Here is a 23,403-nt window from a genome sequence, read left to right as displayed (position 1 = left end):
GGGCGTTCTCGCCGCGCGGTTTGAAACGGTCCCGGCCGCCGGCGCGCCGCGCAGCGCCCGCCAGCCGTGCCCATGAAACGGGGCCGCACCGCGCGGCCCCGTTCCGCATGGCTTCCGTAGAAACCCTGTCCTCAAGAAAACGCCGGGCCGCCCCCAGGTTTTCCGCCCCGCACGACGCCCCCTCGGCGGCCTGGCGCGAAGCGACCGGTTTGGGCCGCTCAGAGGGAACCCTCTACGCTGCCCCCTCGCCTAGCGCGTGCCGATTGCGTAGGCTGTTGGCCTGACCGATATCTACAACGGGCCATACGCCCGGCCTCACGGCTTGCAGGGGAAAGGAGGAGACACGTCCATGCGATTCGACGTCGAATTGCTTCTGCTCGCGCTGGCGCCCGTCTTCCTGCTCTGCATCGCGTGGGAGGCCTGGCACCTCGCCCGCACGCGCGCGCAGGATCATCTCTATGCGTGGCGCGACACGCTGTGCAATGCGGCGCTCGCGCTGATGCACCAGGCCGCCGACAAGCTCGCGTGGCTGTTCGTGATCCCCGTTTATGCGTACTGCTACGCACATTTCCGGCTGTTCACGTGGCACGACGGCTGGCTGTCGTTCGCCGTGCTGTTCGTCGGCCAGGATCTCCTCTACTACGGGTTCCATCGCGCGAGCCATCGCGTGCGCTGGCTGTGGGCCGCGCACGTCGTGCACCACTCGTCCGAGCGGATGAATTTCTCGACCGCGTTCCGGCAGAGCCTGATGTATCCCGTCGCGGGCATGTGGGCGTTCTGGCTGCCGCTCGCGTTCCTCGGCTTTCCGCCTCAGCAGATCGTCGGCGTCGTGCTGATCAACCTCGCGTTCCAGTTCTTCGTGCACACGCAGGCGATCGGCAAGCTCGGCTGGCTCGAATACGTGCTCAACACGCCGTCGATCCATCGCGCGCACCATGCACGCAACCCGCGCTACATCGACCGCAATTACGCAGGTGTGCTCGTGATCTGGGATCGCCTGTTCGGCAGCTACGTCGAGGAGTCGCCCGACGATCCGCCGCAATTCGGAATCGTCGAGCCGCTCGGCTCGAACAACCCGCTCGTCGCGACGTTTCACGAGTGGGTGTCGATGGCGGCCGACGCGTTGCGCGTCCGTGGATGGCGCAACAAGCTGTGCGCGATTTTCGGCCCGCCCGAATGGGCGAGCGCTTATCATGCGCAGATCGCCGAGGCCGCAAACCACGATCCGCGCACCACGCCGCTCGCGGCCGTGCGCGACCAATAAACCGCTTCAGCCAACGGCCGCCGCGCAACCAGTACCTGAGGAGACGCGCGGCAGATGCACAATACATCGGGCCATATCTACGAGGAGATCGAACGATGCAGTCACAACGACAATTCCCGTCACGCAGCCGCCAACGCCTGCTGCGCACCGCGCAGGTCGCGATCGCGGGCGCCGCGCTCGCCTTGCTCGCCGCATGCGGCGGCGGTGACGACAACAACAGCAGCAGCGCGTCGAACACGCCGCCGTCCGGCGTGAAGATGCAGGTCGTGTCGTTCGGCGACAGCCTGTCGGACGCCGGCACCTACTCGCAGATCAAGCTCGGCTTCGGCGGCGGCCGCTTCACGACCAACCCCGGCCAGGTGTGGACCCAGGATGTCGCGCAGTACTACGGCGACACGCTGCAGCCCGCGAACCAGGGCGGCTTCGGCATTCCGCTGCAGGCGACGGGCGGCCTCGGCTATGCACAGGGCGGCTCGCGCGTGACGCTGCAGCCGGGCATCGGCCACGCGGACGCGAGCGTGCCGAACGCCGACTACGCGCAGGCGACCACGACGCCGATCGCCGATCAGGTCAAGCAGTACCTGACGCAGCACGGCAGCTTCAACGCCGGCCAGATCGTGCTGGTCAACGGCGGCGCGAACGACATCTTCTACCAGGCGCAGGTCGCGCAGGCGCAAGGCAACACGCCGGCCGCGCAACTCGCGGCGGCGCAGGCGATCGGCCTGGCCGCGCAGCAGCTCGGCGGGATCGTCCAGCAGATCGTCGCGGCGGGCGCGGCGCACGTGTACGTGTCGAACGTGCCGGACATCGGCGGCACGCCGCTCGCGCTGCAGGGCGGCGCGCAGACGCAGGCCGCGTTCACGCAACTGTCCGGGCTGTTCAACAAGACGCTCGCCGGCACGCTGGCTGCGCTGAAGGTCGACACGACGAAGGTCGCGCTGCTCGACACGTTCACGTGGCAGGACGGCATCGCGGCCAACTACCAGGCGAACGGCTTCAGCGTGTCGAACACCGACACCGCGTGCAACCTGAAGGCGATGGTCGCGGCCGCGACGCAGTACGGCGTCGCGAACGCGACCGCATTCGGCTCGTCGCTGTTCTGCTCGCCGCAGACCTACACGGTCCCGAACGCGGACCAGACCTACATGTTCGCCGACACGGTCCACCCGACGACGCGCCTGCACGCGCTGTTCGCACAGTTCGTGGAGAAGCAGATCGCGGCTTCGGGCGTCGGCAAATAAGCCGCCCGCCACGCGCGCAAACAATAACGCCCGACCGGTTCGCCGGTCGGGCGTTGTTTCATTCCGGAGCGGACGGCGTCGGAAAGCCGCGTCAGTCGCGCGCTTCGAACGCCGCGGCCGCACGACCGAGACGATCGTTGACCGCGATCCACTCGACGGTCTCGGGCAGCTTCTCGACGAGAATGCGGGCGACCTGCGCACGATCGAGCGCGCGCAGCATCCCGTACAGATCGCGCGCATATGCCTGCGGATCTTCCGGCGCCGCGACGAAATGCACGCCGTCGGCCTGCGCCCAGCGTCCCGCGCGCGACGCGCGCGCGACGAGCGCGACGCGTTCGCCGTCGGTCTGCGCGGCCGCGAGCAGCGGCTCGAGCGCGTCGAACGGCAGCAGCGCGAGCGGCGTGCGCGGCGCGTAATGCGCCTTCAGCGTGCCGGACGCGCGCGGCGCGGTCGCATCGCTGCCGTCGGGCAGGCGCGGCGCGCGGCCGAGCACGTCGGCGATCTGCTGCGGCGTCACGTGGCCCGGGCGCAGCAGCGCCGGAAAACCGCGCGACAGGTCGAGGATCGTCGATTCGATGCCGACTTCCGACGGACCGCCGTCGAGCACGTGCACGGTGTCGCCGAATTCTTCGCGCACATGTTGAGCGGTGGTCGGGCTCACGTGGCCGAAGCGGTTCGCGGACGGCGCGGCGACGCCGCCGTGGCCGCCGCGCCGCGCGCTGAATGCGGCCAGCAGCGCCTGCGCGACCGGATGCGACGGACAGCGCAGGCCGACCGAATCCTGGCCGCCGCTCACGGCATCCGGAATGCGCGCATGACGCTTCAGGATCAGCGTCAGCGGGCCCGGCCAGAATGCATCGATCAGCGCCTGTGCATCGGCCGGCAGGTCGTCGGCCCAGTAGCCCGGGTCGCCGCCGGGCGGCAGATGCACGATCACCGGATGGTTCGCCGGCCGCCCTTTCGCCGCATAGATGCGCGCGACGGCCTCGGGATTCGCCGCGTCGCCGCCGAGCCCGTACACGGTTTCGGTCGGGAATGCGACGAGTTGCCCCGCGTCGAGCAGCGCGGCAGCCGCGTCGATCTGCGCGGGCGTCACGGTGTTCGGGAGATCGATGGACATCGGCCGGTGCCTCAGTCGAGCGGCACGCGCAGCAGCTGCGCGCACGCGGTGGCCGCGGCAACCGCGTCGTCGCGCGTCTCGGCCGTGAAGTTCACGTGACCCATCTTGCGGCCGACGCGCGCTTCTTCCTTGCCGTACAGGTGCAGGTGCGCGGCCGGCATCGCGGCGACCGTGTCCCACGGTGGCGTGACGGCCTCGGCCGCACCGTTCGGGAACCACACGTCGCCGAGGATGTTCAGCATCGCCGCCGGCGAGTGCTGGCGCGGGTTGCCGAGCGGCATGCGCGTCATCGCGCGCACCTGCTGCTCGAACTGGCTCGTTGCGCACGCATCGACCGTGTAGTGGCCGGAGTTGTGCGGGCGCGGCGCCATTTCGTTCGCGACGAACGAGCCGTCTTCCAGCACGAAGAATTCGACGCACAGCACGCCGACGTAGCCGAGCGTATCGGCGATCCGCACGGCTGCCTGCTGCGCCTCCTCGACGCGCGCGGCATCGGCGGCCGGCGCCGGCACGACCGTCAGCGCGAGGATGCCGTTGTGATGCACGTTCTGCGCGAGCGGGAACGCGGCCGAGCGGCCGTCCGCGCCGCGCGCGATCAGCGCGGACACTTCGTATTTCAGCGGCAGGCGCTTCTCGAGCACGCACGGCACGCCGCCGAGCGACGCATGCGCGTCGCGCGCTTCCCGCGCTGTGCTCACGCGCACCTGGCCCTTGCCGTCGTAGCCGAGGCGCGCCGTCTTCAGGATGCCCGGCAGCACCGCGTCGAGCGCGGCATCGTCGAGCGCGGCGAGTGCCGCCGCCGATTCGATCACGACGTGCGGCGCGACCGGCACGCCCGACGCCTCGATGAAACGCTTCTCCGCGATCCGGTCCTGTGCGACCGCGACGCAGCGGCCGGCCGGCGCGACGAACGTCGTGCGCGCGAGGAAATCGAGGCTCGCGGCCGGCACGTTCTCGAATTCCGTCGACACGGCATCGCACAGTTCGGCCAGTTCGGCGAGCGCGGCTTCGTCGTCGTAGGCCGCGCGCAGGTGACGGTCGGCGACCGCGCCGGCGGGGCTCGTCGGATCGGGATCGAGCACGGCGACGCGATAGCCCATCGACTGGGCGGCAAAGCAGAACATGCGGCCGAGCTGGCCGCCGCCGACCATGCCCAGCCACGCGCCGGGCAGGATCGGGGAAACGGAATCAGGAGTTGCGGTCATGTCAGTGGTCGGTCGCAGCGGGCAACGCCCGCCGCAGTGGGGAGGATCAGGCGGCCGCTGGCATCGCAGTGCGGCCGCCGGTGCGCCGTCACGCGAGCGGCGGCAGCACCATTGCGTGCGCGGCTTCGTTCTGGCGCACGCGGAACGCGGCGAGCCGGTTCGCGTAGTCGACCGAGTTGCCGGACAGGATCGACACCGCGAACAGCGCGGCATTCGCGGCGCCGGCCTCGCCGATCGCGAACGTCGCGACCGGCACGCCCTTCGGCATCTGCACGATCGAGTGCAGCGAATCGACGCCCTTCAGGTACTTGCTCGCGACCGGCACGCCGAGCACCGGCACCGTGGTTTTCGCGGCCAGCATGCCGGGCAGGTGCGCGGCACCGCCGGCGCCCGCGATGATCGCGCGCAGCCCGCGCTCGCGCGCCTTCTCCGCGTAGTCGAACATTTCGTCGGGCATCCGGTGCGCGGACACGACCTTCGCTTCGTACGGCACGCCGAATTCCTGCAGGATCGCGACCGCGTTCTTCATCACGTCCCAGTCGGAACTCGAACCCATCAGCACGCCGACGAGCGGCGCGCTGTGCGTGTGGGCAGTCTGGACTTCACTCATTTCGTGCGTTCCTTCGTTCAGGCGAGCGGCTGGCCGGTGATGCGCTCGAGCGCTTCCTGGTACTTCGCGGCCGTCTTCTCGACGACGTCGGCCGGCAATGCCGGTGCCGGCGCGGTCTTGCCCCACGGCTGCGCCTCGAGCCAGTCGCGCACGAACTGCTTGTCGAACGACGGCGGGTTGGTGCCGACCTGGTACTGATCGGCCGGCCAGAAGCGCGACGAATCGGCCGTCAGCACTTCGTCCATCAGGTACAGCTTGCCGTGGTTGTCGAGGCCGAATTCGAACTTCGTGTCGGCGATGATGATGCCGCGCGTCGCCGCGTAGTCGGCTGCTTCCTTGTACAGGCGGATCGAGATGTCGCGGATCGTCGCGGCCAGCTCGGTGCCGATGCGGCGCTCGGTTTCCTCGAACGTGATGTTCTCGTCGTGCTCGCCGAGCTCGGCCTTCGCGGCCGGCGTGAAGATCGGCTCGGGCAGCTTCTGCGCGTTCTGCAGGCCTTCCGGCAGCTTGACGCCGCACACGGCGCCCGACGCCTGGTATTCCTTCCAGCCGCTGCCGGCCAGGTAGCCGCGCACGACCGCCTCGATCATGATCGGCTCGAGGCGCTTGACGACCACGGCGCGGCCCTTGACCTGCTCGACCTCGTCGGCCGCGACGACCGCTTCCGGCGTGTCGCCCGTCAGGTGGTTCGGCACGATGTGCGCGAGCTTGTCGAACCAGAAGTTCGCCATCTGGTTCAGCACGCGGCCCTTGTTCGGAATCGGCTCGCCCATGATCACGTCGAATGCCGACAGGCGATCGGTCGTGACGATCAGGAGCTTGTCGTTGCCGACCGCGTAGTTGTCGCGGACCTTGCCGCGACCGAGGAGCGGCAGCGAGCGGAGCGTGGATTCGTAAAGGGTAGACATCGTCTTTTCGCAGATAAGGAGCCAAACAAAAAGGGAAACGCCGTTCCCCGCGGCAGGCGGGAACGGCGGTCTTGCAATGCGTCGGCGAACCGCCGGGAGATCACGCCCGTCGGTTGCCGGCCGGCCCTTGTTCGGCCGGACGGAACGGCTGCCGGAGCCGGATCCGATCCGGCCCCAAGGCAGTCAGCCCCGGCCCGGCGCGAAACCGGGCGGGGCAATCGTACTACAGTCTCAGCGCACGACCTGCGCGAGCGCGCCGGACTTGTACTGTTCGGCGATCTTGTCGAGCGACACCGGCTTGATCTTCGCGGCCTGGCCTTCGCAGCCGAACGCGAGGTAGCGGTCGACGCAGACCTGCTTCGCCGCTTCGCGCGCGGGCTTCAGGTAATCGCGCGGATCGAACTTGCCCGGGTTCTCGAACAGGTAGCGGCGGATCGCGCCGGTGATCGCGAGACGCAGGTCGGTGTCGATGTTGATCTTGCGCACGCCGTGCTTGATGCCTTCCTGGATTTCCTCGACCGGCACGCCGTAGGTTTCCTTCATGTCGCCGCCGAATTCGCGGATCTCGGCCAGCAGTTCCTGCGGCACCGACGACGAACCGTGCATCACGAGGTGCGTGTTCGGGATGCGTGCGTGGATTTCCTTGATGCGCTGGATCGACAGGATGTCGCCCGTCGGCTTCTTCGAGAACTTGTACGCGCCGTGCGAGGTACCGATCGCGATCGCGAGCGCGTCGCACTGCGTGAGCTTCACGAAGTCGGCGGCCTGCTCCGGATCGGTCAGCAGCTGCTCGCGGGTCATCGTGCCTTCCGCGCCGTGGCCGTCTTCCTTGTCGCCCTTCATCGTCTCGAGCGAGCCCAGCACGCCGAGTTCGGCTTCGACCGTCACGCCGATCGAGTGCGCCATCTCGACAACCTTGCGCGACACGTCGACGTTGTATTCGTACGAGGCGACCGTCTTGCCGTCGGCTTCGAGCGAACCGTCCATCATCACGCTGGTGAAACCGCTGCGGATCGCGGCCGTACAGACCGCCGGCGACTGGCCGTGATCCTGGTGCATCACGACCGGGATGTGCGGATACGACTCGACCGCCGCTTCGATCAGGTGGCGCAGGAACGGCTCGCCCGCGTACTTACGCGCACCGGCCGATGCCTGCATGATCACGGGCGCGCCGACCTGGTCCGCTGCCGCCATGATCGCCTGGACCTGCTCCAGGTTGTTCACGTTGAAGGCCGGCAGGCCGTAACCGTGCTCTGCCGCGTGGTCCAGCAATTGACGCATTGATACGAGAGGCATTGTGGAACTCCTTGGAATGAAAACCGGTGCGCCCTGACGCCGGCGCGGCGCTCGCTCCCCGTCGAATCCGGGGCGGCACGGCGCGGCTGAGCGTCGAATAGCCGCATTTTATCGCGAAGCGCCTCCGATTCCGACCGCCCGGTGGCGCGTACTCGCATTTTGTTACCTTCGCACGGCACAATGCGGCCAAAAAACAGAAAAAAAGCCGCGCGGGGCATCGAACCCCGCGCGGCTTTCGTCGAATAAACGGTGCCCGATCAGTTCGGGCGGCCGTCGGACCGGTCGACGGACCGGCCCGGTGCACGCCGGCGCTCAATAATGTTCGCCGACCCGCACGATCTTCAGCGTGTTGGTGCCGCCCGCCTGCCCCATCGGCTCGCCGACGGTCAGCACGACCATGTCGCCGTGCTGCACGTAGCCCTGCTTGACGACGATCTCGAGCGCCGCCTGCAGCGCCGAGTCGCGATCGCTGTTGAAGTCGACGTGCAGCGGCGTCACGTTGCGGTACAGCGCCATCGTGCGCTCGCTGCCGACGCGCGGCGTCAGCGCGAAGATCGGCACGTGCGTGTAGTGACGCGACATCCACAGCGCGGTCGCGCCCGATTCGGTCAGCGCGACGATCGCCTTCGCACCCAGGTGATAGGCGGTAAACAACGCGCCCATCGCGATCGACTGGTCGATCCGCGTGAACGTGCGGTCGAGGAAATCCTTGTCGAGTTCGACGTGTTCCGACTTTTCCGCCTCGACGCACACGGCCGCCATCGTCTCGATCGTGACGACCGGGTACTTGCCGGCGGCCGTCTCGGCCGACAGCATCACCGCGTCGGTGCCGTCGAGCACCGCGTTCGCGACGTCCGACACTTCCGCGCGGGTCGGCACGGGCGCGTGGATCATCGATTCCATCATCTGCGTCGCGGTGATCACGAGCTTGTTCGACTCGCGCGCCATCCGGATCATGCGCTTCTGCAGCGCCGGCACGGCCGCGTTGCCGACTTCCACCGCGAGGTCGCCGCGCGCGACCATGATGCCGTCGGACGCGTCGAGGATGCTCTGCAGCGCCGGAATCGCCTCCGCGCGCTCGATCTTCGCGATCATCTTCGGCTTGATGCCGTACGGCGCGCCCGCGATGTTCGCGAGCTGGCGCGCCATTTCCATGTCGGTCGCGTTCTTCGGGAACGACACCGCGACGAGATCCGCGCCGAGCGACATCGCCGTGCGGATGTCTTCCATGTCCTTCGCGGTCAGCGCGGGCGCCGACAGGCCGCCGCCCTGGCGGTTGATCCCCTTGTTGTTCGACAGCTCGCCGCCCACCTTGACGATCGTGTGAATCTCGTCGCCGAGCACGCGCTCGACGGTCAGCACGATCAGGCCGTCGTTCAGCAGCAGCAGGTCGCCCGGCTTCAGGTCGCGCGGCAGCTCCTTGTAGTCGAGGCCGACCCGCTCGTCGTTGCCGAGCTCGCAGCCCGCGTCGAGGATGAAGGCCTGACCCGGCACGAGCGTCGTCTTGCCGTTCTCGAACTTGCCGACGCGGATCTTCGGGCCCTGGAGGTCGGCCATGATCGCGATCTCGCGGCCGACCCTGCGGGCGGCCTCGCGCACCATCTCGGCGCGCTGGCGGTGATCGTCGGCCGTGCCGTGCGAAAAATTGAGCCGCACGACGTCGAGGCCCGCCTGCATCATCTGCAGCAGAATCTCCGGCGAACTGGAAGCCGGGCCGATCGTGGCGACTATCTTGGTGGCGCGCTGCATGAAACTCCTCATCTGGATCAAGGTGGATGCGCTGGGTGAAACGCTGCGAGAGCCGGAATCGGCGAGCCCAGCGGCGGCCGTTCCGGGGGGCGTGCCGGTGCTTGCGCCCGGCATCGCTTTGTTCTGAATCTCGTGGTGCTGCATGGCCGCGTCGCCGGCGGCCGCCGGTGCGCGCGGGGTGGAGTTCGCCCGCGCGGGCGCGCGTTTGCGCTTGCCCGCGCCGGCCGGCTGCTCCGCTTTCGCGGAGCGCGCGGCCTTCGTCACCCCTGCGCGCGCCACCACGCTCAGGCCGCCCGCGTTTCGAGCACTTCCACGGCCGGCAGCTTCTTCCCCTCGAGGAACTCGAGGAAGGCGCCGCCGCCCGTCGAGATGTAGCTGACCTGGTCGTGGATGCCGTACTTCGCGATGGCCGCGAGCGTGTCGCCGCCGCCCGCGATCGAGAACGCGGACGATTTGGCGATCGCTTCGGCGAGCGTCTTGGTGCCGTTGCCGAACTGGTCGAACTCGAACACGCCGACCGGGCCGTTCCACACGATCGTGCCGGCCTTCTCGAGCTGGCTGGCGAGCGCGCGGGCCGTATCCGGGCCGATGTCGAGGATCATGTCGTCCGCTTCGATGTCGGCGACCTGCTTCACCGTGGCTGCTGCCGTCGGCGAGAATTCCTTGGCGGTGACGACGTCGCTCGGGATCGGCACCGACGCGCCGCGCTCGCGCGCCTCGTCGATGATCGCCTTCGCCTCGGCGACGAGATCGGCTTCCGCGAGCGACTTGCCGATCGACAGGCCGGCCGCAAGCATGAACGTGTTCGCGATGCCGCCGCCGACGATCAGCTGGTCGACCTTGCCGGCCAGCGACTTGAGAATGGTCAGCTTGGTCGACACCTTGGAACCGGCGACGATCGCGACCAGCGGACGCGCCGGGTTGCCGAGCGCCTTGCCGAGCGCGTCGAGTTCGGCGGCCAGCAGCGGGCCCGCGCATGCGACGGGCGCGTACTTCGCGATCCCGTGGGTGGTCGCTTCCGCGCGGTGCGCGGTGCCGAACGCGTCGTTCACGTACACGTCGCAGAGCTTCGCCATCTTCTGGGCGAGCTCGTCCGAATTCTTCTTCTCGCCCTTGTTCACGCGGCAGTTCTCGAGCAGCACGACCTGGCCCGGCGCGACGTTCACGCCGTTCTCGACCCAGTTCGAGACGAGCGGCACGTCGCGGCCGAGCAGTTCGGCGAGTCGCTTCGCGACCGGCGCGAGCGAGTCTTCCGGCTTGAATTCGCCTTCGGTCGGACGACCGAGGTGCGACGTGACCATCACGGCCGCGCCGGCGTCGAGCGCGGCCTGGATGGCCGGCACGGACGCGCGCACGCGCGTGTCTTCGGTGATGTTGCCTTGATCGTCCTGCGGGACGTTCAGGTCGGCGCGGATGAACACCCGCTTGCCGGCGAGCTGGCCGGCGGCGATCAGGTCGGTAAGACGCTTGACTTGGCTCATGTTGAACAGATTGAAGTAGTGGATGGGGAAAGGGGGTTCACGCTGGACGTGCGCGGGCTGCCGCGAAAGGGCGCCGGATGCGGCCGTGGCTGGCGGTTCGCATGACGCGCACGGGTAAAAAATCTCGAACGGGCATTCTAGCCGATCCATCCGGCAGACTGACCCGTGCGGCGGCGAATTCCGCCTATTTGGGATCGCGCGTGGCCATCGACACATTGCCGCAACGCAGCAATGCGCGCGCGCCAGCGGCCGGCCCCGGCCGGCCCCGGCCGGCCGGCGCGGCGATTCGTCAGAAGATCAGGCGCAGCACGGTGAAGACGAGCATCCCGATGACGATCGTACCGAGCATGCTGCGCCGCCACAAGAACCAGCCGAGGCCGGCGAGCGCCGCGTAGAACGGGTGATTGGACAGCGCGAACGACAGCCCGGCCGGCGTTTCGAGCACGTCGGGCAGCACGACCGCGACGAGCGCGGCGGCCGGCGCGTAGCGCAGCGCGCGCTGGGCGCGCTCGGGCAGCACGGTGCGTTCGCCGCCGAGCAGGAACAGCGCGCGCGTGACGGCCGTGACGACCGTCATCCCGACGATGACGATCCAGATCTCGGTCGCGCTCATTCGATCTCCTTCTCGTGCACGGTTTCGGTACGGATGCGCCGCCAGTCGGCCCGTTCGACGAAGAAATCGGCCATGCTGCCCGCCGCGAGCGCGGCCAGCACCGCGATCGGCAGCGCGAGCCGGTACGGCAGGTCGAACGCGACGAGCGACACGATGCCGGCGACCGCGACGGCCGCGAGCGTCGAGCGGTTCGCGACCGCCGACACCATGATCGGGATCAGCGCGAGCGTGCCGGCCAGCTCCAGCCCCCAGCTCGCGGGAACGAAGCTCGCGAGCAGGATGCCGGCGAGCGACGACGCCTGCCACGACGCCCAGCTCGCGAGCGCCATCCCCCAGAAATACGCCTCCTTGCCCGGCACGTGGCCGTTCGCGAAGCCCTGTTTCTGGAACAGCAGGTAGATCACGTCGCCGTTGAAATAGCCGATCGCGAGGCGCCGCCACAGCGGCAGGTAGGAAAAATGGGGAGCAAGCCCGGCGCTGAAGATCACGAAGCGCAGGTTGACCATCGTGGCCGTGAGCAGGATCGTCCAGATCGGCAGCTTCGCGACGAGGAGCGGCAGCACCGCGAGCTGCGACGAGCCCGCGTAGACGAAGATCGACATCGCGCTCGCCTGCCCGAGCGTCATCACCGACTTGCTCATCGCGACGCCGGTGACGAGCCCCCAGGACAGGATCGCCATCAGGGTCGGGGAATAGTCGCGCGCGCCCTGGATCAGCGCGAAGCGGTCGGTGGCGGACAATCGAGCGAGCATGGGAAAGCGGGCCGCAGCGGGCGGTTCGTCCGGGCTCCGGCGTCTCCCGCCGGCACGGCCCGTCGTCATTGGAATCGGTGCCGGACGATTATAGCCCCGGCCCTCGGCCGACCGACCGGCTCGACGCCAAATGACGCTAAAATATGCGTCTTTCCGGCTCAACGCTGCACACAACCCGCAGCACCTCACCGCTTCCAGGAGAATCCTATGTCAATGGCCGACCGCGACGGCAAGATCTGGATGGACGGCAAGCTGATCGACTGGCGCGACGCCAAGATCCACGTCCTGACCCATACGCTGCACTACGGCATGGGCGTCTTCGAGGGCGTGCGTGCGTACAAGACGGCCGACGGCAGCACCGCGATCTTCCGTCTGCGCGAGCACACCAAACGTCTGCTGAATTCGGCGAAGATCTTCCAGATGGACGTGCCGTTCGACCGGGAAACGCTCGAAGCCGCGCAGCTCGAAGTCGTGCGCGAGAACAAGCTCGAGTCGTGCTACCTGCGCCCGATCATCTGGGTCGGCTCGGAAAAGCTCGGCGTGTCGGCGAAGGGCAACACGATCCACGTCGCGATCGCCGCATGGCCGTGGGGCGCGTACCTCGGCGAGGAAGGCCTCGCGAAGGGCATCCGCGTGAAGACGTCGTCGTTCACGCGCCACCACGTGAACGTGTCGATGGTGCGCGCGAAGGCGTCGGGCTGGTACGTGAACTCGATCCTCGCGAACCAGGAAGCGACCGCCGACGGCTACGACGAAGCGCTGCTGCTCGACGTCGACGGCTACGTGTCGGAAGGCTCCGGCGAGAACTTCTTCCTGGTGAACAACGGCAAGCTGTACACGCCCGACCTGTCGTCGTGCCTCGACGGCATCACGCGCGACACGGTCATCACGCTCGCGAAGGACGCCGGCATCGAGGTGATCGAGAAGCGCATCACGCGCGACGAGGTCTACACGGCCGACGAGGCGTTCTTCACGGGCACGGCCGCCGAAGTCACGCCGATCCGCGAACTCGACAACCGCACGATCGGCAGCGGCGCGCGCGGCCCGGTCACGGAAAAGCTCCAGTCGGCGTTTTTCGATATCGTGTCGGGCAAGAACGCGAAGTACGCGCACTGGCTGACGAAGGTCTGAGTGCGCTGCGCCACCGACCGCCCCACAAAAGAGTGATAAGAGAAAGTCTCATGAGCGAAATCAAGGAAATGCCGCTGGTCGAGCTGACGGCCAAGGATCTCCCCGCCTACTGCCCGAACCCGGCCATGGCGCGCTGGAGCGCGCACCCGCGCGTGTTCATCGACGTCTCGCACGGCGAGGCGCGCTGCCCGTACTGCGGCACGCGCTACAAGCTGCGCGACGGCGAGGTGGTCAAGGGCCACTGAGCCCCGGCTGGCCGGGCCCGCGGGCCCGCCGCACGCAAGGCGGCGCAGCCGGAATCCCGGCGCGCCGCCCTTTTCCTGTTCTGACAACCCGAACGCGGTGCCTGTGCGCCGTGCTTCATTACGACATCGGAAGTCGACCTGATGCGTCGAGCGCTGGTTATCGCACCGAACTGGATCGGTGACGCATTGATGGCGCAGCCGCTTTTTGCGCTGCTGAAGAAGCTCCATCCCCGCATCGCGATCGATGCCGTCGCGCCCACCTGGGTCGCGCCCGTGCTCGAGCGGATGCCCGAGATCCACGATGTCTACGCGACCGACCTCGCGCACGGCAAGCTGCAGCTGCTGCGCCGCTGGCAGCTCGCGAGCGACCTGCGCGACGTCGGCTACGACGCGGCGTACGTGCTGCCGAATTCGCTGAAGTCCGCGGTGATCCCGTGGCTCGCGAACATCCCGCTGCGGATCGGCTACACGGGCGAGCATCGCTACGGCCTGCTGAACGTGCGGCACGCGAACCCGGACAAATCGGCCGAGCGAGCGCCGATGACGACCCACTACGCGGCGCTCGCGTATGCGCCGGGCGCGAAGCTGCCCGAGTCGATGAAGACGCTGCCCGCGCCGCGCCTCGACGCCGACCTGAACGAGACGGCGCGCGTGTCCGCGCGTTTCAATCTCGATACGCGCAAGCCGCTCGTCGTGTTCTGCCCCGGCGCGGAATACGGCCCGGCCAAGCGCTGGCCGCCCGAGCATTTCGCGACGCTCGCGACGATCGTCCACCAGTCGTTCCCGTACACGCAGATCGTCGCGCTCGGCTCGCAGAAGGATGCCGCCGCCGCGCAGGCGATCGCCGACCACGCGCCGAACGTGCGCAACCTGTGCGGGCAGACGTCGCTGTCCGAGGCATGTGCGCTGATCGCGCGCGCGAACGCGGTCGTGACCAACGATTCGGGGCTGATGCACGTCGCGGCCGCCTTGCGCCGGCCGCTCGTCGCGCTGTATGGATCGACCGATCCGCGCCACACTCCTCCGCTGTCGGACCTGGCGAAGGTACAATGGCTGCATCTCGAATGCAGTCCCTGCTTCGAACGCGAGTGCCCGCTCGGCCATCTGAAGTGCCTGCGCGAACTCGGTCCCGAGCAGGTATTCGGCGATTTGCGCGGCATGCTCGTCGGGCAGCGCTGACCCTGGCCGGCAGCGTCGCACGACGCGCCGGGCAATCCGATTCACCGGTGTACGGCGGCTCCATCCGGACCGCCGTGCTGAATACGGCGCGCGACGCGCGCGAGAGATAACCCCGATGCCACGTTTTGCCCGCCTTTTCGAAGCCGCTGCCGATACGCTGAACGCCTACTACCAGGCCGTCGCCGATGCCAATCTCGACGCGCTGCTGGGGTTGTGGATCGACGAGGACTTCGCCAGCTGCGTCTGGGCCGACGGCGAGCATCTGCACGGCCTCGACCAGATCCGCAGCGGGCTGGCCAACCGGCTCGCGACGCGCCCCGTGACGATCGAACCGCTCGACATCCGCGTATACGACAGCCTCGGCACCGTCGTCTACACGATCGCCGAAGCGCATCAGCAGGCCGACCTGACGGCCGAACCCGACATGGTTTTCGCCACGTACGTGATGATTCACGAACGCGGCGAGTGGCGCATCGCGCATATTCACGCGAGCCCGATTCCCGAACAAGCGGCCGGACAATTCGCCGCGAAGATCCGTCACGGGCAGGGTCCGCTGCACTGACGAAGAACGAAGCAACGCATTAGCGGGGCGATCATGAGTACGGCTTCTCCGCCCACCTCGCCGCTGACCGGGGCCCCGGCCCCCGACGACGATTCACTGCGCTATCGCGCACCGCGCTGGCTGCCGAACAGCCATGCCCAAACCATCGTGCCCGCGCTGTTCGCACGGCGTCCGGCGGTCGCGTACCGACGCGAGCGATGGGAAACCCCCGACCACGACTTCATCGATCTCGACTGGGTCGCGCATCTCGACAGTGCCGCGCCGCCGCCCGACGCGCCGCTGTTCGTGCTGTTCCACGGCCTCGAAGGCAGTTCCGGCTCGCACTACGCGCTGGCAATGATGGCCGCCGCGCGCGCGAAGGGCTGGCACGCGGTCGTCCCGCACTTTCGCAGCTGCAGCGGCGAGCTCAACCGGCAACCGCGCTTCTACCATCTCGCCGACAGCGCCGAGGTCGACTGGATCCTGCGCCGGCTCGCCGCGCGGCATCGCGGGCCGATCGTCGCGGCCGGCGTGTCGCTCGGCGGCAACGTGCTGCTGCGCTGGCTCGGCGAGCACCGCAGCGACACGTCGATCGTGCACGCGGCCGCCGCGATCTCGACGCCGATCGACGTGCACGCGGGCGGCCGCGCGCTGTCGCAGGGCTTCGCGATGGTCTATACGCGCAGCTTCCTGAAGACGCTGAAACGCAAGGCGCTCGCGAAGCTCGACCAGTATCCGGGGCTGTTCGACCGCGACGCGATGCTGCGGGCCGTGACGATGCGCGACTTCGACGAAGTCGTGACCGCACCGCTGCACGGCTTCGCCGACGCCGACGACTACTGGACCCAGGCCACGACGCGCCCGCTGCTGCCCGCGATCGACGTGCCCACCCTGATCCTCAACGCCCGCAACGATCCGTTCCTGCCCGAATCCGCGCTGCCGAGTGCCGCCGACGTGTCGCCGGCCGTCGAGCTCGACCAGCCGGCGGACGGCGGCCATGCGGGATTCATGACCGGGCCGTTCCCCGGCCGCCTCGACTGGCTGTCGGCGCGGGTGTTCGGCTATTGCTCGAAATTCGTCGACCATGGATGACATCGTCAGGCAGGCCCTCGCCAAGTGGCCGAACGTGCCGCACTGCACCGGCTGGCTGTTGCTCGACCGGCGCGGCGAATGGCGGCTGCGCGACGACGCCGCGCAGGCCGCCGGCGAGCTCGGCTCGCCGGTCCGGCATGCGGCGCTGAACGCGTTCATCGGGCGCAACTACGAATGCGATGCGCACGGCCAGTGGTTCTTCCAGAACGGGCCGCAACGCGTGTACGTCGAGCTCGCCTATACGCCGTGGGTCGTGCGCCTGGCCGAGCGCGACGGGCAGCTCACGCTGGCCGACCAGACCGGCGCGCCGTTCGAGCCGGACGCCGCGTGGCTCGACGATGCGGGCGGCGTGCTGTTGCGCGCGCCCGGCACGCCGCCGCGCATCGCGGCGTTGCACGACCACGACCTCGGCCTGTTCGCCGATCACGCGGACTTCGACGCGACGCCGCCCGTGCTGCGCTGGCGCGACGGGCGCACGCTGCCGCTCGGCAGTCTCGCCCGTGCCGACGTGCCGGCGACGTTCGGCTTCGTCGCGAGTCCCGCGCAGCGGGCGCACGATACGTCGGGCGCGCCGAACGGCGGCAGCACCGGAAGCTGAAGCGCAAGCGCCCTGCCCGTCTGACGGCCGTCATCCGCGGCCGTTCTTCTCGTCCTCGCGCTCTTCCTTGTAGCGCGCCTCGAATTCCAGCAGCCGCGCGCCGATGATCGACTGGTCGTAGAACGACACGCCCTTCGCGTCGCGCGCCTCCTTCAGCTGGCGAATCGCCGACGGCCACGCGCCGTCGAGCGCCAGCTTCTCCGCGAGCGCGCGGCGCCGCGCGAGCACGTCGCCACGGCCGTCGCTCGCCTTCGCGAGGTAATCCCACCAGTCCGGCTGCTCGGGGTCCGCCTGCGCCTGGGTGCGCGCGAGCGCCTGTGCGTCGGCGAAGCGGCGTGCGGCGATCAGCGCCTGCAGGTGCGCGACGATCGCCGCATGCGACGCCGGCCAGCGCCGCTGCGCGAGCGCCGCGAGCCGCACCGCGTCGTCGGTCCGTCCCGCGCGGCGGGCGATGTCGGCCGCAAGCACGTCGAGGCTCGGCGAACTCGTCGCCGGATCGTCCGCGCGCCGCTCGCGCGCGTCGAACGCGGCGCGCGCCGACGCGAGCGCCTTGTCGGCCGCATCGTACTGGCCGAGCAGCGTGTTCGCGAGCGCGATCCCGTACGCGTTCGCCGCGACGTTCGGTGCCGTCCGATCGTCGAGCTCGAGCTGCATCCGGCGCGCCTCGGCCGCGATGTCGTTCGGCGCGCGGTTCTGCAGAATGCGCAACCGCGCGCGCACGAAGCCATATTCGGCCGACTGGTGCGGCTGCCGATACGGCGCGCGGCGTGCGCGATCCTCCATGTCGGCGATCCGCTCGCCCGTCAGCGGGTGCGTGCGCGCATAGGCCGGCACGCCCGCGTCGCCCATCGACGTGCGCTCGAGCCGTTCGAAGAAGCCCGGCATCCCGTACGGGTCGTAGCCGGCACCGGCGAGCAGCTGGAACCCGACGCGGTCGGCTTCGCGCTCGGCCGACCGCGAGAAGCGCAGCTGGTTGTCGACCGCATAGGCCTGCCCGCCCATCGCGATCGCGCTGCCGAGATCGCCGCTGCGCGCGAGCACGCCTGCCAGCACGCCGAGCAGCATCGTCGCGAGCGCGGTGTAGCCGGTCTTCTCGTTCGCGCCGATCATCCGCGCGATGTGCCGCTGCAGCACGTGGCCCATCTCGTGGCCGACCACCGATGCGAGTTCGGATTCCGTCTGCGTCGTGACGACCAGCCCGCTGTTGATGCCGATGAAGCCGCCCGGCATCGAGAACGCGTTGATCTGCGGATCGCGCACCGGGAACAGTTCGAAGTCCGGCATGTAGCCGCCGATGTAGCGCGCCGCCGCAGCCGCCGCGAGCCGCTTCGCGATCGCGTTCAGGTAATCGCGTGCGAGCCAGTCGTCGAGATAGTCCGGATCGCGCCGCACCTCGCGCATCACGCGCTCGCCGAGACGGCGTTCGGCCTGCGGCGTGAGCGAACCGCCGGAGCCGTCGCCGAGGTCGGGCAGCTCCAGCGTGCGCAGCGGCGCGCGCAGGCTCGCGCCGGGCGCGGGCGCGGACGCGCCGTCCGCGCCGGCAAACCGGCTTTCCGCGCCGCCGTAGGTGCCGAACACGCCGGTCGCGATGCCCGACGGCACCGTGGAGATCGACGGCGAGGCGCCGGTCGCCGGCTCTAGCGGCAGCGCGGAGGTGCGCTGTGCATGGCCGCTCGGCGGCAGCACGAGCGCCGCCGACAGCAGCACGGCAAGCAACTGTTTGACACGCATGGCAGGATGAAAGCGACGCCGCACCGCGCGCCGGGCGCGCATTGCGGCGTGTGGTCTGAATATTCGGGTCATTGTACCGGCGACATCGCAACTGTCCCGTGCGGCAAGTGCGCCATCTGCGCGCCCGGTGCCGCGAAGGCCACTGCTATGATAGGCGCCCGTTGAAACGTTGGATCGGATCGGGGTGCAGAGAGGGATTCGGCGCCCCAGCCGGTCACGAAGCAGGATCGGGTGACGTGCTCGCGCGCGCGCACGCCGTTCCACTGGAGCAAGACATGTCAGGACTGACCCATTTCGACGCTGCCGGCCACGCCCACATGGTCGACGTCGGCGGCAAGCAGGAAACGCAACGCATCGCGATCGCGCGCGGCACGATCCGGATGCTGCCGGCGACCTTCGCGCTGATCCGCGACGGCAAGGCGAAGAAAGGCGACGTGCTCGGCGTCGCGCGGATCGCCGCGATCCAGGGCGCGAAGCGCACCGCCGACCTCATTCCGCTGTGTCACCCGCTCGCGCTGACGCGCGTGGCCGTCGACTTCGAACTCGACGATGCGCTGCCGGGCGTGCACTGCGTCGCGCAGGTCGAGACGTTCGGGCGGACCGGCGTCGAGATGGAAGCGCTGACGGCCGTGCAGGTCGGGTTGCTCACCGTGTACGACATGTGCAAGGCGGTGGATCGCGGGATGGTGATCACCGAGGTGAGCGTCAGGGAGAAGCGCGGCGGGAAGTCGGGGGACTGGAAGGCGGAGGATGTCGCGGGCTGAGCGGCCCGGGCCTGGTCGATCCGGCCTGAACCACCCACGCCCGACCATTGCCCGACCGGATGACGTGCACGCCCTGCCCCGTCAGGCCGATGCGCCGACCGCATTTGAAATGTCGTTGAAAGGCAAATTCGAGATAGCTGGCGTTTATCTCATACAATTGGCGGATTCCGCACGGGAGAGCGTGCGACCCAGCACAAAAAAAGCGAGCACGGGTGATGAATTCGCAAGCATTGAGAAACGCACGGCTGGCCGGGCCGATCCAGGACGAACGACTCGTCCAGCTAGAGACGCCGCTCGGCCCTGACGTCCTGCTGCCCCATCGCATCAAGGGACGCTCCCGGCTCGGGCGTCATTTCGAGTTCACCGTCGACGCCGTGTCGGTGTCCGACGACATCGAGCTCAAGAAGCTGATCGCACAGCCCGTCACGCTGCGAATCCAGCAGGCCGACAAGTCGTACGCGCCGCACCACGGGTACGTGCACGCTGCCCGCCGGCTCGGGTCGGACAGCGGCCTCACGCACTACCAGATCGTCTTCGCGTCATTCCTGCACTTCCTGAAGTTCCGCCGCGACCAGCGCATCTGGCAGGACAAACCCGCCGACGAGATCATCGCCGACGTCCTGAACCAGCACCCGCAAGCCAGGGGCTGCTTCGAATTCAGGCTCTACCAGCCGCTGCCGTCCCGCTCGTTCTGCATGCAATACGAGCACGACTGGAACTTCGTGCACCGCCTGCTGGAATCGGAAGGCCTGTACGGTTTCTGGGAGCAGGCGCAAGACGGCAAGTCGCACACGCTCGTCGTCGTCGACCGGATCGACGCGCTGCCCGCGCTGTCGCCGCCGACCGTGCGCTTTCATCACGCCGGCGCACGCGACGAGGCCGACACGCTCGTCCAGTTCTCCGGCACGCGCACGCTGCGCAGCGTCGAGCGTACGACGCGCACGTTCGACTACAAGCAGCCGCCCACCGCGTCGAATCCGAAGGCGACTCATCTGCCGACGATCGCGAACCAGGGCGACCTGCCGCAGCAGCTCGAAGTCTACGAATACACCGGCGCCTACACGTACCCCGAACAGTCTCGCGGCGACCATCTGTCGAAGCTCTGGATGGAGCAGCAGGAGTCGCTTGCGAAGCGTTTTCACGGCATCGGCGGCGTCCGGCGCATGGATGCGGGACGCACGTTCGAGCTCGCCGATCACCCCGAACACGACAAGGACGACGCGGGCCAGCGCCGCTTCGCGGTGATCGAGACGGCCTGGCTGATCGCCAACAACCTGCCCGTCGCCGACCGACAGGCCGGGTTCCCGCACAGCCTGCAGGCCGACATCGGCGCGCTCGTGCGAGCCGGCGGCACGGATCTGTCGTACGTCCGGCATCCGGACGGCAGCGAGGGTATTTTCCAGGTCAGCATCGAGGCGCAGCGCACGACGGTGCCGTTCCGCAGCCCATTCGAGCACGCGAAACCGCCGATGCATCTGCAATCCGCGATCGTCGTCGCACCGCAGGGCGAAGAAGTCCACACCGACGCGCTCAACCGGGTCAAGGTCCGATTCCATTGGGATCGCCTGAACGACGGCGACGAGAAGGCGTCGTGCTGGCTGCGTGCCACGGCATCGGATTCCGGAAACGGCTATGGCGCCGTTCATCCGCATCGCAGCGGCGAGGAAGTGCTGGTCGACTTCCTCGGCGGCGACTGCGATCGTCCGATCATCGTCGGCAAGGTCTACAACGGTGCGACGAGCCCGCAATGGCACAGCAACGGCATCCTGTCCGGTTACCGGTCGAAGGAATATGCGGGTGCCGGCTACAACCAGCTGGTGCTCGACGACGCGACGTCGCAGAACCGCGTACACCTGTACAGCAGCCAGGCCAACACGCACCTGCACCTGGGCTACCTGATCGACCACACGGGCAACGATCGCGGCAGCTATCTCGGCAACGGCTTCGACCTGCGCTCGGATGCATACGGCGCGGTGCGCGCGAACCGCGGGCTGTACGTCACGACGCACCCGAAGCAGCCGGCAAGCCAGCCGCTCGACGTGAAGGAAACGCAACAGCAGCTCGTCCGCGCGGAAGGCCTGATGGAAACGATGTCGGAGGTCAGCGCGCAGCATCAGGGGGAGTCGCTCGACCCCGGCCACACGGCGCTGAAGCAGTTCAGCGATGCGACGCAGAACAGCGTGAGCGGCAGCACCGCGGGCGGCAGGACCGCCGGCGGCGGCACCGGCACGGCCAACGCGTTCAAGGAGCCCGTGATGCTGTTCGGCAGCCCGGCCGGCATCGCGCTGTCGACGCAGCAGTCCGTGCAGTTCGCCGCGGACCGGCACGTCAACCTCGTCAGCGGACAAAGCACGCACGTCGCGGCCGGCAAGTCGCTGATCGCGAGCGTCCTCGACCGGATCAGCCTGTTCGCGCAGAACGCAGGCATGAAGCTGTTCGCCGGCAAGGGCAAGGTGGAAATCCAGGCGCAGGCGGACAACATCGAACTGACCGCGCAGAAGGCGCTGAAACTGGTGGCGGCCACGCAGTCGATCGAAGGCGCGGCAGCGAAAGAAATCCTGCTGACTTCCGGCGGCGCCTACATCCGCATCGCGGACGGCAACATCGAGGTGCACGCGCCCGGCAAGATCGACATCAAGGGTGCGCAGCACCTGTTCAACGGCCCCACGCACCTGTCGCAAACCATGCCGACGCTGCCGAACTCGAGCGGCAACTACGACCAGGCGTTCATCGCGCACTGGGCCGGCACCGACATTCCGGTCGCGAATACGCGATACCAGATGTTCTCGAACGGCACGCTGATCTCGGAAGGCGTCACCAACGCGGCAGGCGAGACCGGGCTCACGCAGAGCCACGTGCCGCACGACGTCGTCGTCAAGTTCTTGGGGAAATCGAATGGCTGACGTGCAACAGAAGGACAACGTGCTGGGTACCGGCGCGGGGATGCTGACGCCGACGGGGTACAAGGATCGGCCGAAGGTGGCGATCAATATCTGCGACAAGCATGTGACGCCGGCGGCGGATTCCATCGTTGGTACTTGCCCGTTCTACTACCTGCCGCTTCACGGCGAATACTGGGAAACGGTAGAGAAGGTCAGCGTGTCGAGCGCATGGGAGACCGTGAAGAAATTCGCAACGTCATGGGATCCGTGGAAAGACAAGAAAGTCGTCCATGAACTGCTGCATCGGCGAGAGGAACTGATCAAACCGAAAAGCACCGATTCGGACTGGTCCCGCCACGGTAATTTCATGATGCGCCATATCGGGTGCGGGCATAAGCCGCCCGATTACTATGTGAGTTACGGCTACTACTATTGCTCGGATTACGGCGCCAATCTCTATCCCGCCCTCACGATAAAAGGAAAGAAATGGCTGGATAACGCGCGCTGGTGGCTTCAGAAATACATCGAGATCGGGCTGTATCAGAACATGCAGGGAAACCAGATCGCATTCAATAGCGCGAAACCGGGAAACGGCAAGCTCTCGATGCAGGTGAAGCGATACGAACTGGAACTGGACAAGGGCGGAGATACGTTCAAGACCTTCGCCTTTGTCACTCACCCATTGGCGTATCTGGACGGAGGGCTGGCCGGCCTGCCGGTCTCGGATCTCATCAAGATCGGCAGGCGGCCGAACATCGAGGAATGGGCCGACGGGCGCACGCGCAAACAGGCAATCGACGCGGGCATTCCCGTCGCCAAGGCAAAGGCGCGCGAATGGAGCAAGGACGCGGTCGACAAAGCCCGCGAGTGGGGCTCGGACGCCACCGACAAGGCGCGCGAGTGGGGTTCGGACGCCGCCGACAAGGCACGCGAGTGGGGTTCGGATGCGGCCGACGAAGTTAATCGCGCGCTCGAACGTTTGCTGAAAAAGTGACATGCGA

At 68.1% G+C, this 23,403-nt stretch carries 22 protein-coding genes; 12 read left to right on the top strand and 10 right to left on the bottom strand.

Annotated features, from left to right (window positions below; all coding sequences use genetic code 11):
• Window positions 1–349: 349 nt before the first annotated feature.
• Both DIE16_RS10615 and DIE16_RS10610 read left to right on the top strand, forming a co-directional pair.
• Entirely contained in the window at window positions 350–1,264 is a 915-nt protein-coding gene (locus tag DIE16_RS10615) for a sterol desaturase family protein (protein ID WP_124892252.1), read from the top strand.
• A 95-nt stretch (window positions 1,265–1,359) separates the two neighbouring features.
• Window positions 1,360–2,505 carry an SGNH/GDSL hydrolase family protein gene (locus tag DIE16_RS10610; RefSeq protein WP_124892251.1) on the top strand — a complete coding sequence of 382 codons (1,146 nt, stop codon included), beginning with the start codon at window positions 1,360–1,362 and terminating at the stop codon, window positions 2,503–2,505.
• A 91-nt stretch (window positions 2,506–2,596) separates the two neighbouring features.
• Here DIE16_RS10610 and DIE16_RS10605 read toward each other — a convergent pair whose 3' ends face one another.
• The 6 genes from DIE16_RS10605 to pyk all read right to left on the bottom strand — a co-directional run bounded on the left by DIE16_RS10605 (window position 2,597) and on the right by pyk (window position 9,393).
• A complete protein-coding gene (locus DIE16_RS10605) occupies window positions 2,597–3,625 on the bottom strand; it encodes an L-threonylcarbamoyladenylate synthase (RefSeq protein ID WP_044844499.1) in 1,029 nt (342 codons plus the stop codon).
• 11 nt (window positions 3,626–3,636) lie between these two features.
• Window positions 3,637–4,830, bottom strand: a complete 1,194-nt coding sequence (locus DIE16_RS10600) for a 5-(carboxyamino)imidazole ribonucleotide synthase (protein WP_044844500.1) — start codon at window positions 4,828–4,830, stop codon at window positions 3,637–3,639.
• A gap of 88 nt (window positions 4,831–4,918) precedes the next feature.
• Window positions 4,919–5,440, bottom strand: coding sequence for a 5-(carboxyamino)imidazole ribonucleotide mutase (gene purE / locus DIE16_RS10595; RefSeq protein WP_044844501.1), 522 nt, complete (start codon window positions 5,438–5,440; stop codon window positions 4,919–4,921).
• Window positions 5,441–5,457: 17 nt separating this feature from the next.
• Entirely contained in the window at window positions 5,458–6,348 is an 891-nt protein-coding gene (locus DIE16_RS10590) for a phosphoribosylaminoimidazolesuccinocarboxamide synthase (RefSeq protein ID WP_124521093.1), read from the bottom strand.
• Between the two features lie 231 nt (window positions 6,349–6,579).
• Entirely contained in the window at window positions 6,580–7,644 is a 1,065-nt protein-coding gene (gene fba, locus DIE16_RS10585) for a class II fructose-bisphosphate aldolase (protein ID WP_044844503.1), read from the bottom strand.
• A gap of 312 nt (window positions 7,645–7,956) precedes the next feature.
• The gene (gene pyk, locus DIE16_RS10580) at window positions 7,957–9,393 is read right to left on the bottom strand and encodes a pyruvate kinase (RefSeq protein WP_044844504.1); all 1,437 of its coding nucleotides are present in this window, start codon (window positions 9,391–9,393) and stop codon (window positions 7,957–7,959) included.
• On the opposite strand from pyk, the gene DIE16_RS37060 reads away from it, so the two are divergent.
• Window positions 9,392–9,520: a hypothetical protein gene (locus DIE16_RS37060; protein ID WP_257773798.1), complete on the top strand. Its 129-nt coding sequence runs from the start codon at window positions 9,392–9,394 to the stop codon at window positions 9,518–9,520. The two genes, pyk and DIE16_RS37060, sit on opposite strands and share 2 nt — an antisense overlap.
• Before the next feature lie 157 nt (window positions 9,521–9,677).
• Here DIE16_RS37060 and DIE16_RS10575 read toward each other — a convergent pair whose 3' ends face one another.
• The 3 genes from DIE16_RS10575 to DIE16_RS10565 form a co-directional block, all read right to left on the bottom strand.
• The gene (locus DIE16_RS10575; RefSeq protein ID WP_124521091.1) at window positions 9,678–10,874 is read right to left on the bottom strand and encodes a phosphoglycerate kinase; all 1,197 of its coding nucleotides are present in this window, start codon (window positions 10,872–10,874) and stop codon (window positions 9,678–9,680) included.
• Window positions 10,875–11,163: 289 nt separating this feature from the next.
• A complete protein-coding gene (locus tag DIE16_RS10570) occupies window positions 11,164–11,487 on the bottom strand; it encodes an AzlD domain-containing protein (protein WP_124486924.1) in 324 nt (107 codons plus the stop codon).
• The gene (locus tag DIE16_RS10565) at window positions 11,484–12,239 is read right to left on the bottom strand and encodes an AzlC family ABC transporter permease (RefSeq protein WP_124486923.1); all 756 of its coding nucleotides are present in this window, start codon (window positions 12,237–12,239) and stop codon (window positions 11,484–11,486) included. Before DIE16_RS10565 ends, DIE16_RS10570 begins: the two co-directional genes overlap by 4 nt.
• A 207-nt stretch (window positions 12,240–12,446) precedes the next feature.
• Here DIE16_RS10565 and DIE16_RS10560 point away from each other — a divergent pair, with 207 nt between their 5' ends.
• The 6 genes from DIE16_RS10560 (at window position 12,447) to DIE16_RS10535 (ending at window position 17,025) form a co-directional block, all read left to right on the top strand.
• On the top strand, window positions 12,447–13,370 hold the full coding sequence (locus DIE16_RS10560; RefSeq protein ID WP_047898927.1) for a branched-chain amino acid transaminase: 924 nt from the start codon (window positions 12,447–12,449) through the stop codon (window positions 13,368–13,370).
• A gap of 50 nt (window positions 13,371–13,420) precedes the next feature.
• Window positions 13,421–13,615 carry a zinc-finger domain-containing protein gene (locus tag DIE16_RS10555; RefSeq protein ID WP_006749970.1) on the top strand — a complete coding sequence of 65 codons (195 nt, stop codon included), beginning with the start codon at window positions 13,421–13,423 and terminating at the stop codon, window positions 13,613–13,615.
• A 141-nt stretch (window positions 13,616–13,756) separates the two neighbouring features.
• A complete protein-coding gene (gene waaF, locus DIE16_RS10550) occupies window positions 13,757–14,794 on the top strand; it encodes a lipopolysaccharide heptosyltransferase II (RefSeq protein WP_044844509.1) in 1,038 nt (345 codons plus the stop codon).
• A gap of 115 nt (window positions 14,795–14,909) precedes the next feature.
• A complete protein-coding gene (locus tag DIE16_RS10545) occupies window positions 14,910–15,356 on the top strand; it encodes a nuclear transport factor 2 family protein (protein ID WP_006749968.1) in 447 nt (148 codons plus the stop codon).
• A gap of 33 nt (window positions 15,357–15,389) precedes the next feature.
• The gene (locus DIE16_RS10540; protein WP_044844510.1) at window positions 15,390–16,427 is read left to right on the top strand and encodes a hydrolase; all 1,038 of its coding nucleotides are present in this window, start codon (window positions 15,390–15,392) and stop codon (window positions 16,425–16,427) included.
• Window positions 16,420–17,025, top strand: coding sequence for a DUF2946 family protein (locus tag DIE16_RS10535; RefSeq protein WP_044844511.1), 606 nt, complete (start codon window positions 16,420–16,422; stop codon window positions 17,023–17,025). The genes DIE16_RS10540 and DIE16_RS10535 overlap by 8 nt, the downstream gene beginning before the upstream one ends.
• 30 nt (window positions 17,026–17,055) lie before the next feature.
• On the opposite strand, the gene DIE16_RS10530 is transcribed toward DIE16_RS10535, so the two are convergent.
• Window positions 17,056–18,756 (bottom strand): M48 family metalloprotease, encoded by a 1,701-nt coding sequence (locus DIE16_RS10530; RefSeq protein WP_124892250.1) that lies wholly within the window; start codon window positions 18,754–18,756, stop codon window positions 17,056–17,058.
• A 275-nt stretch (window positions 18,757–19,031) separates the two neighbouring features.
• Here DIE16_RS10530 and moaC point away from each other — a divergent pair, with 275 nt between their 5' ends.
• The 3 genes from moaC to DIE16_RS10515 all read left to right on the top strand — a co-directional run bounded on the left by moaC (window position 19,032) and on the right by DIE16_RS10515 (window position 23,396).
• Window positions 19,032–19,520, top strand: a complete 489-nt coding sequence (gene moaC, locus DIE16_RS10525; protein ID WP_044844513.1) for a cyclic pyranopterin monophosphate synthase MoaC — start codon at window positions 19,032–19,034, stop codon at window positions 19,518–19,520.
• 215 nt (window positions 19,521–19,735) lie between these two features.
• A complete protein-coding gene (locus DIE16_RS10520) occupies window positions 19,736–22,423 on the top strand; it encodes a type VI secretion system Vgr family protein (RefSeq protein ID WP_124892249.1) in 2,688 nt (895 codons plus the stop codon).
• Entirely contained in the window at window positions 22,416–23,396 is a 981-nt protein-coding gene (locus tag DIE16_RS10515) for a hypothetical protein (protein WP_044844515.1), read from the top strand. Before DIE16_RS10520 ends, DIE16_RS10515 begins: the two co-directional genes overlap by 8 nt.
• The last annotated feature ends 7 nt before the right edge of the window (window positions 23,397–23,403 follow it).

Origin of the sequence: Burkholderia sp. Bp9090, from assembly GCF_003857985.1 — a bacterium.
Classification (GTDB): domain Bacteria; phylum Pseudomonadota; class Gammaproteobacteria; order Burkholderiales; family Burkholderiaceae; genus Burkholderia.
Note: the sequence above shows the minus strand (reverse complement) of the source record. Positions and strands in the feature narration are given on the sequence as shown.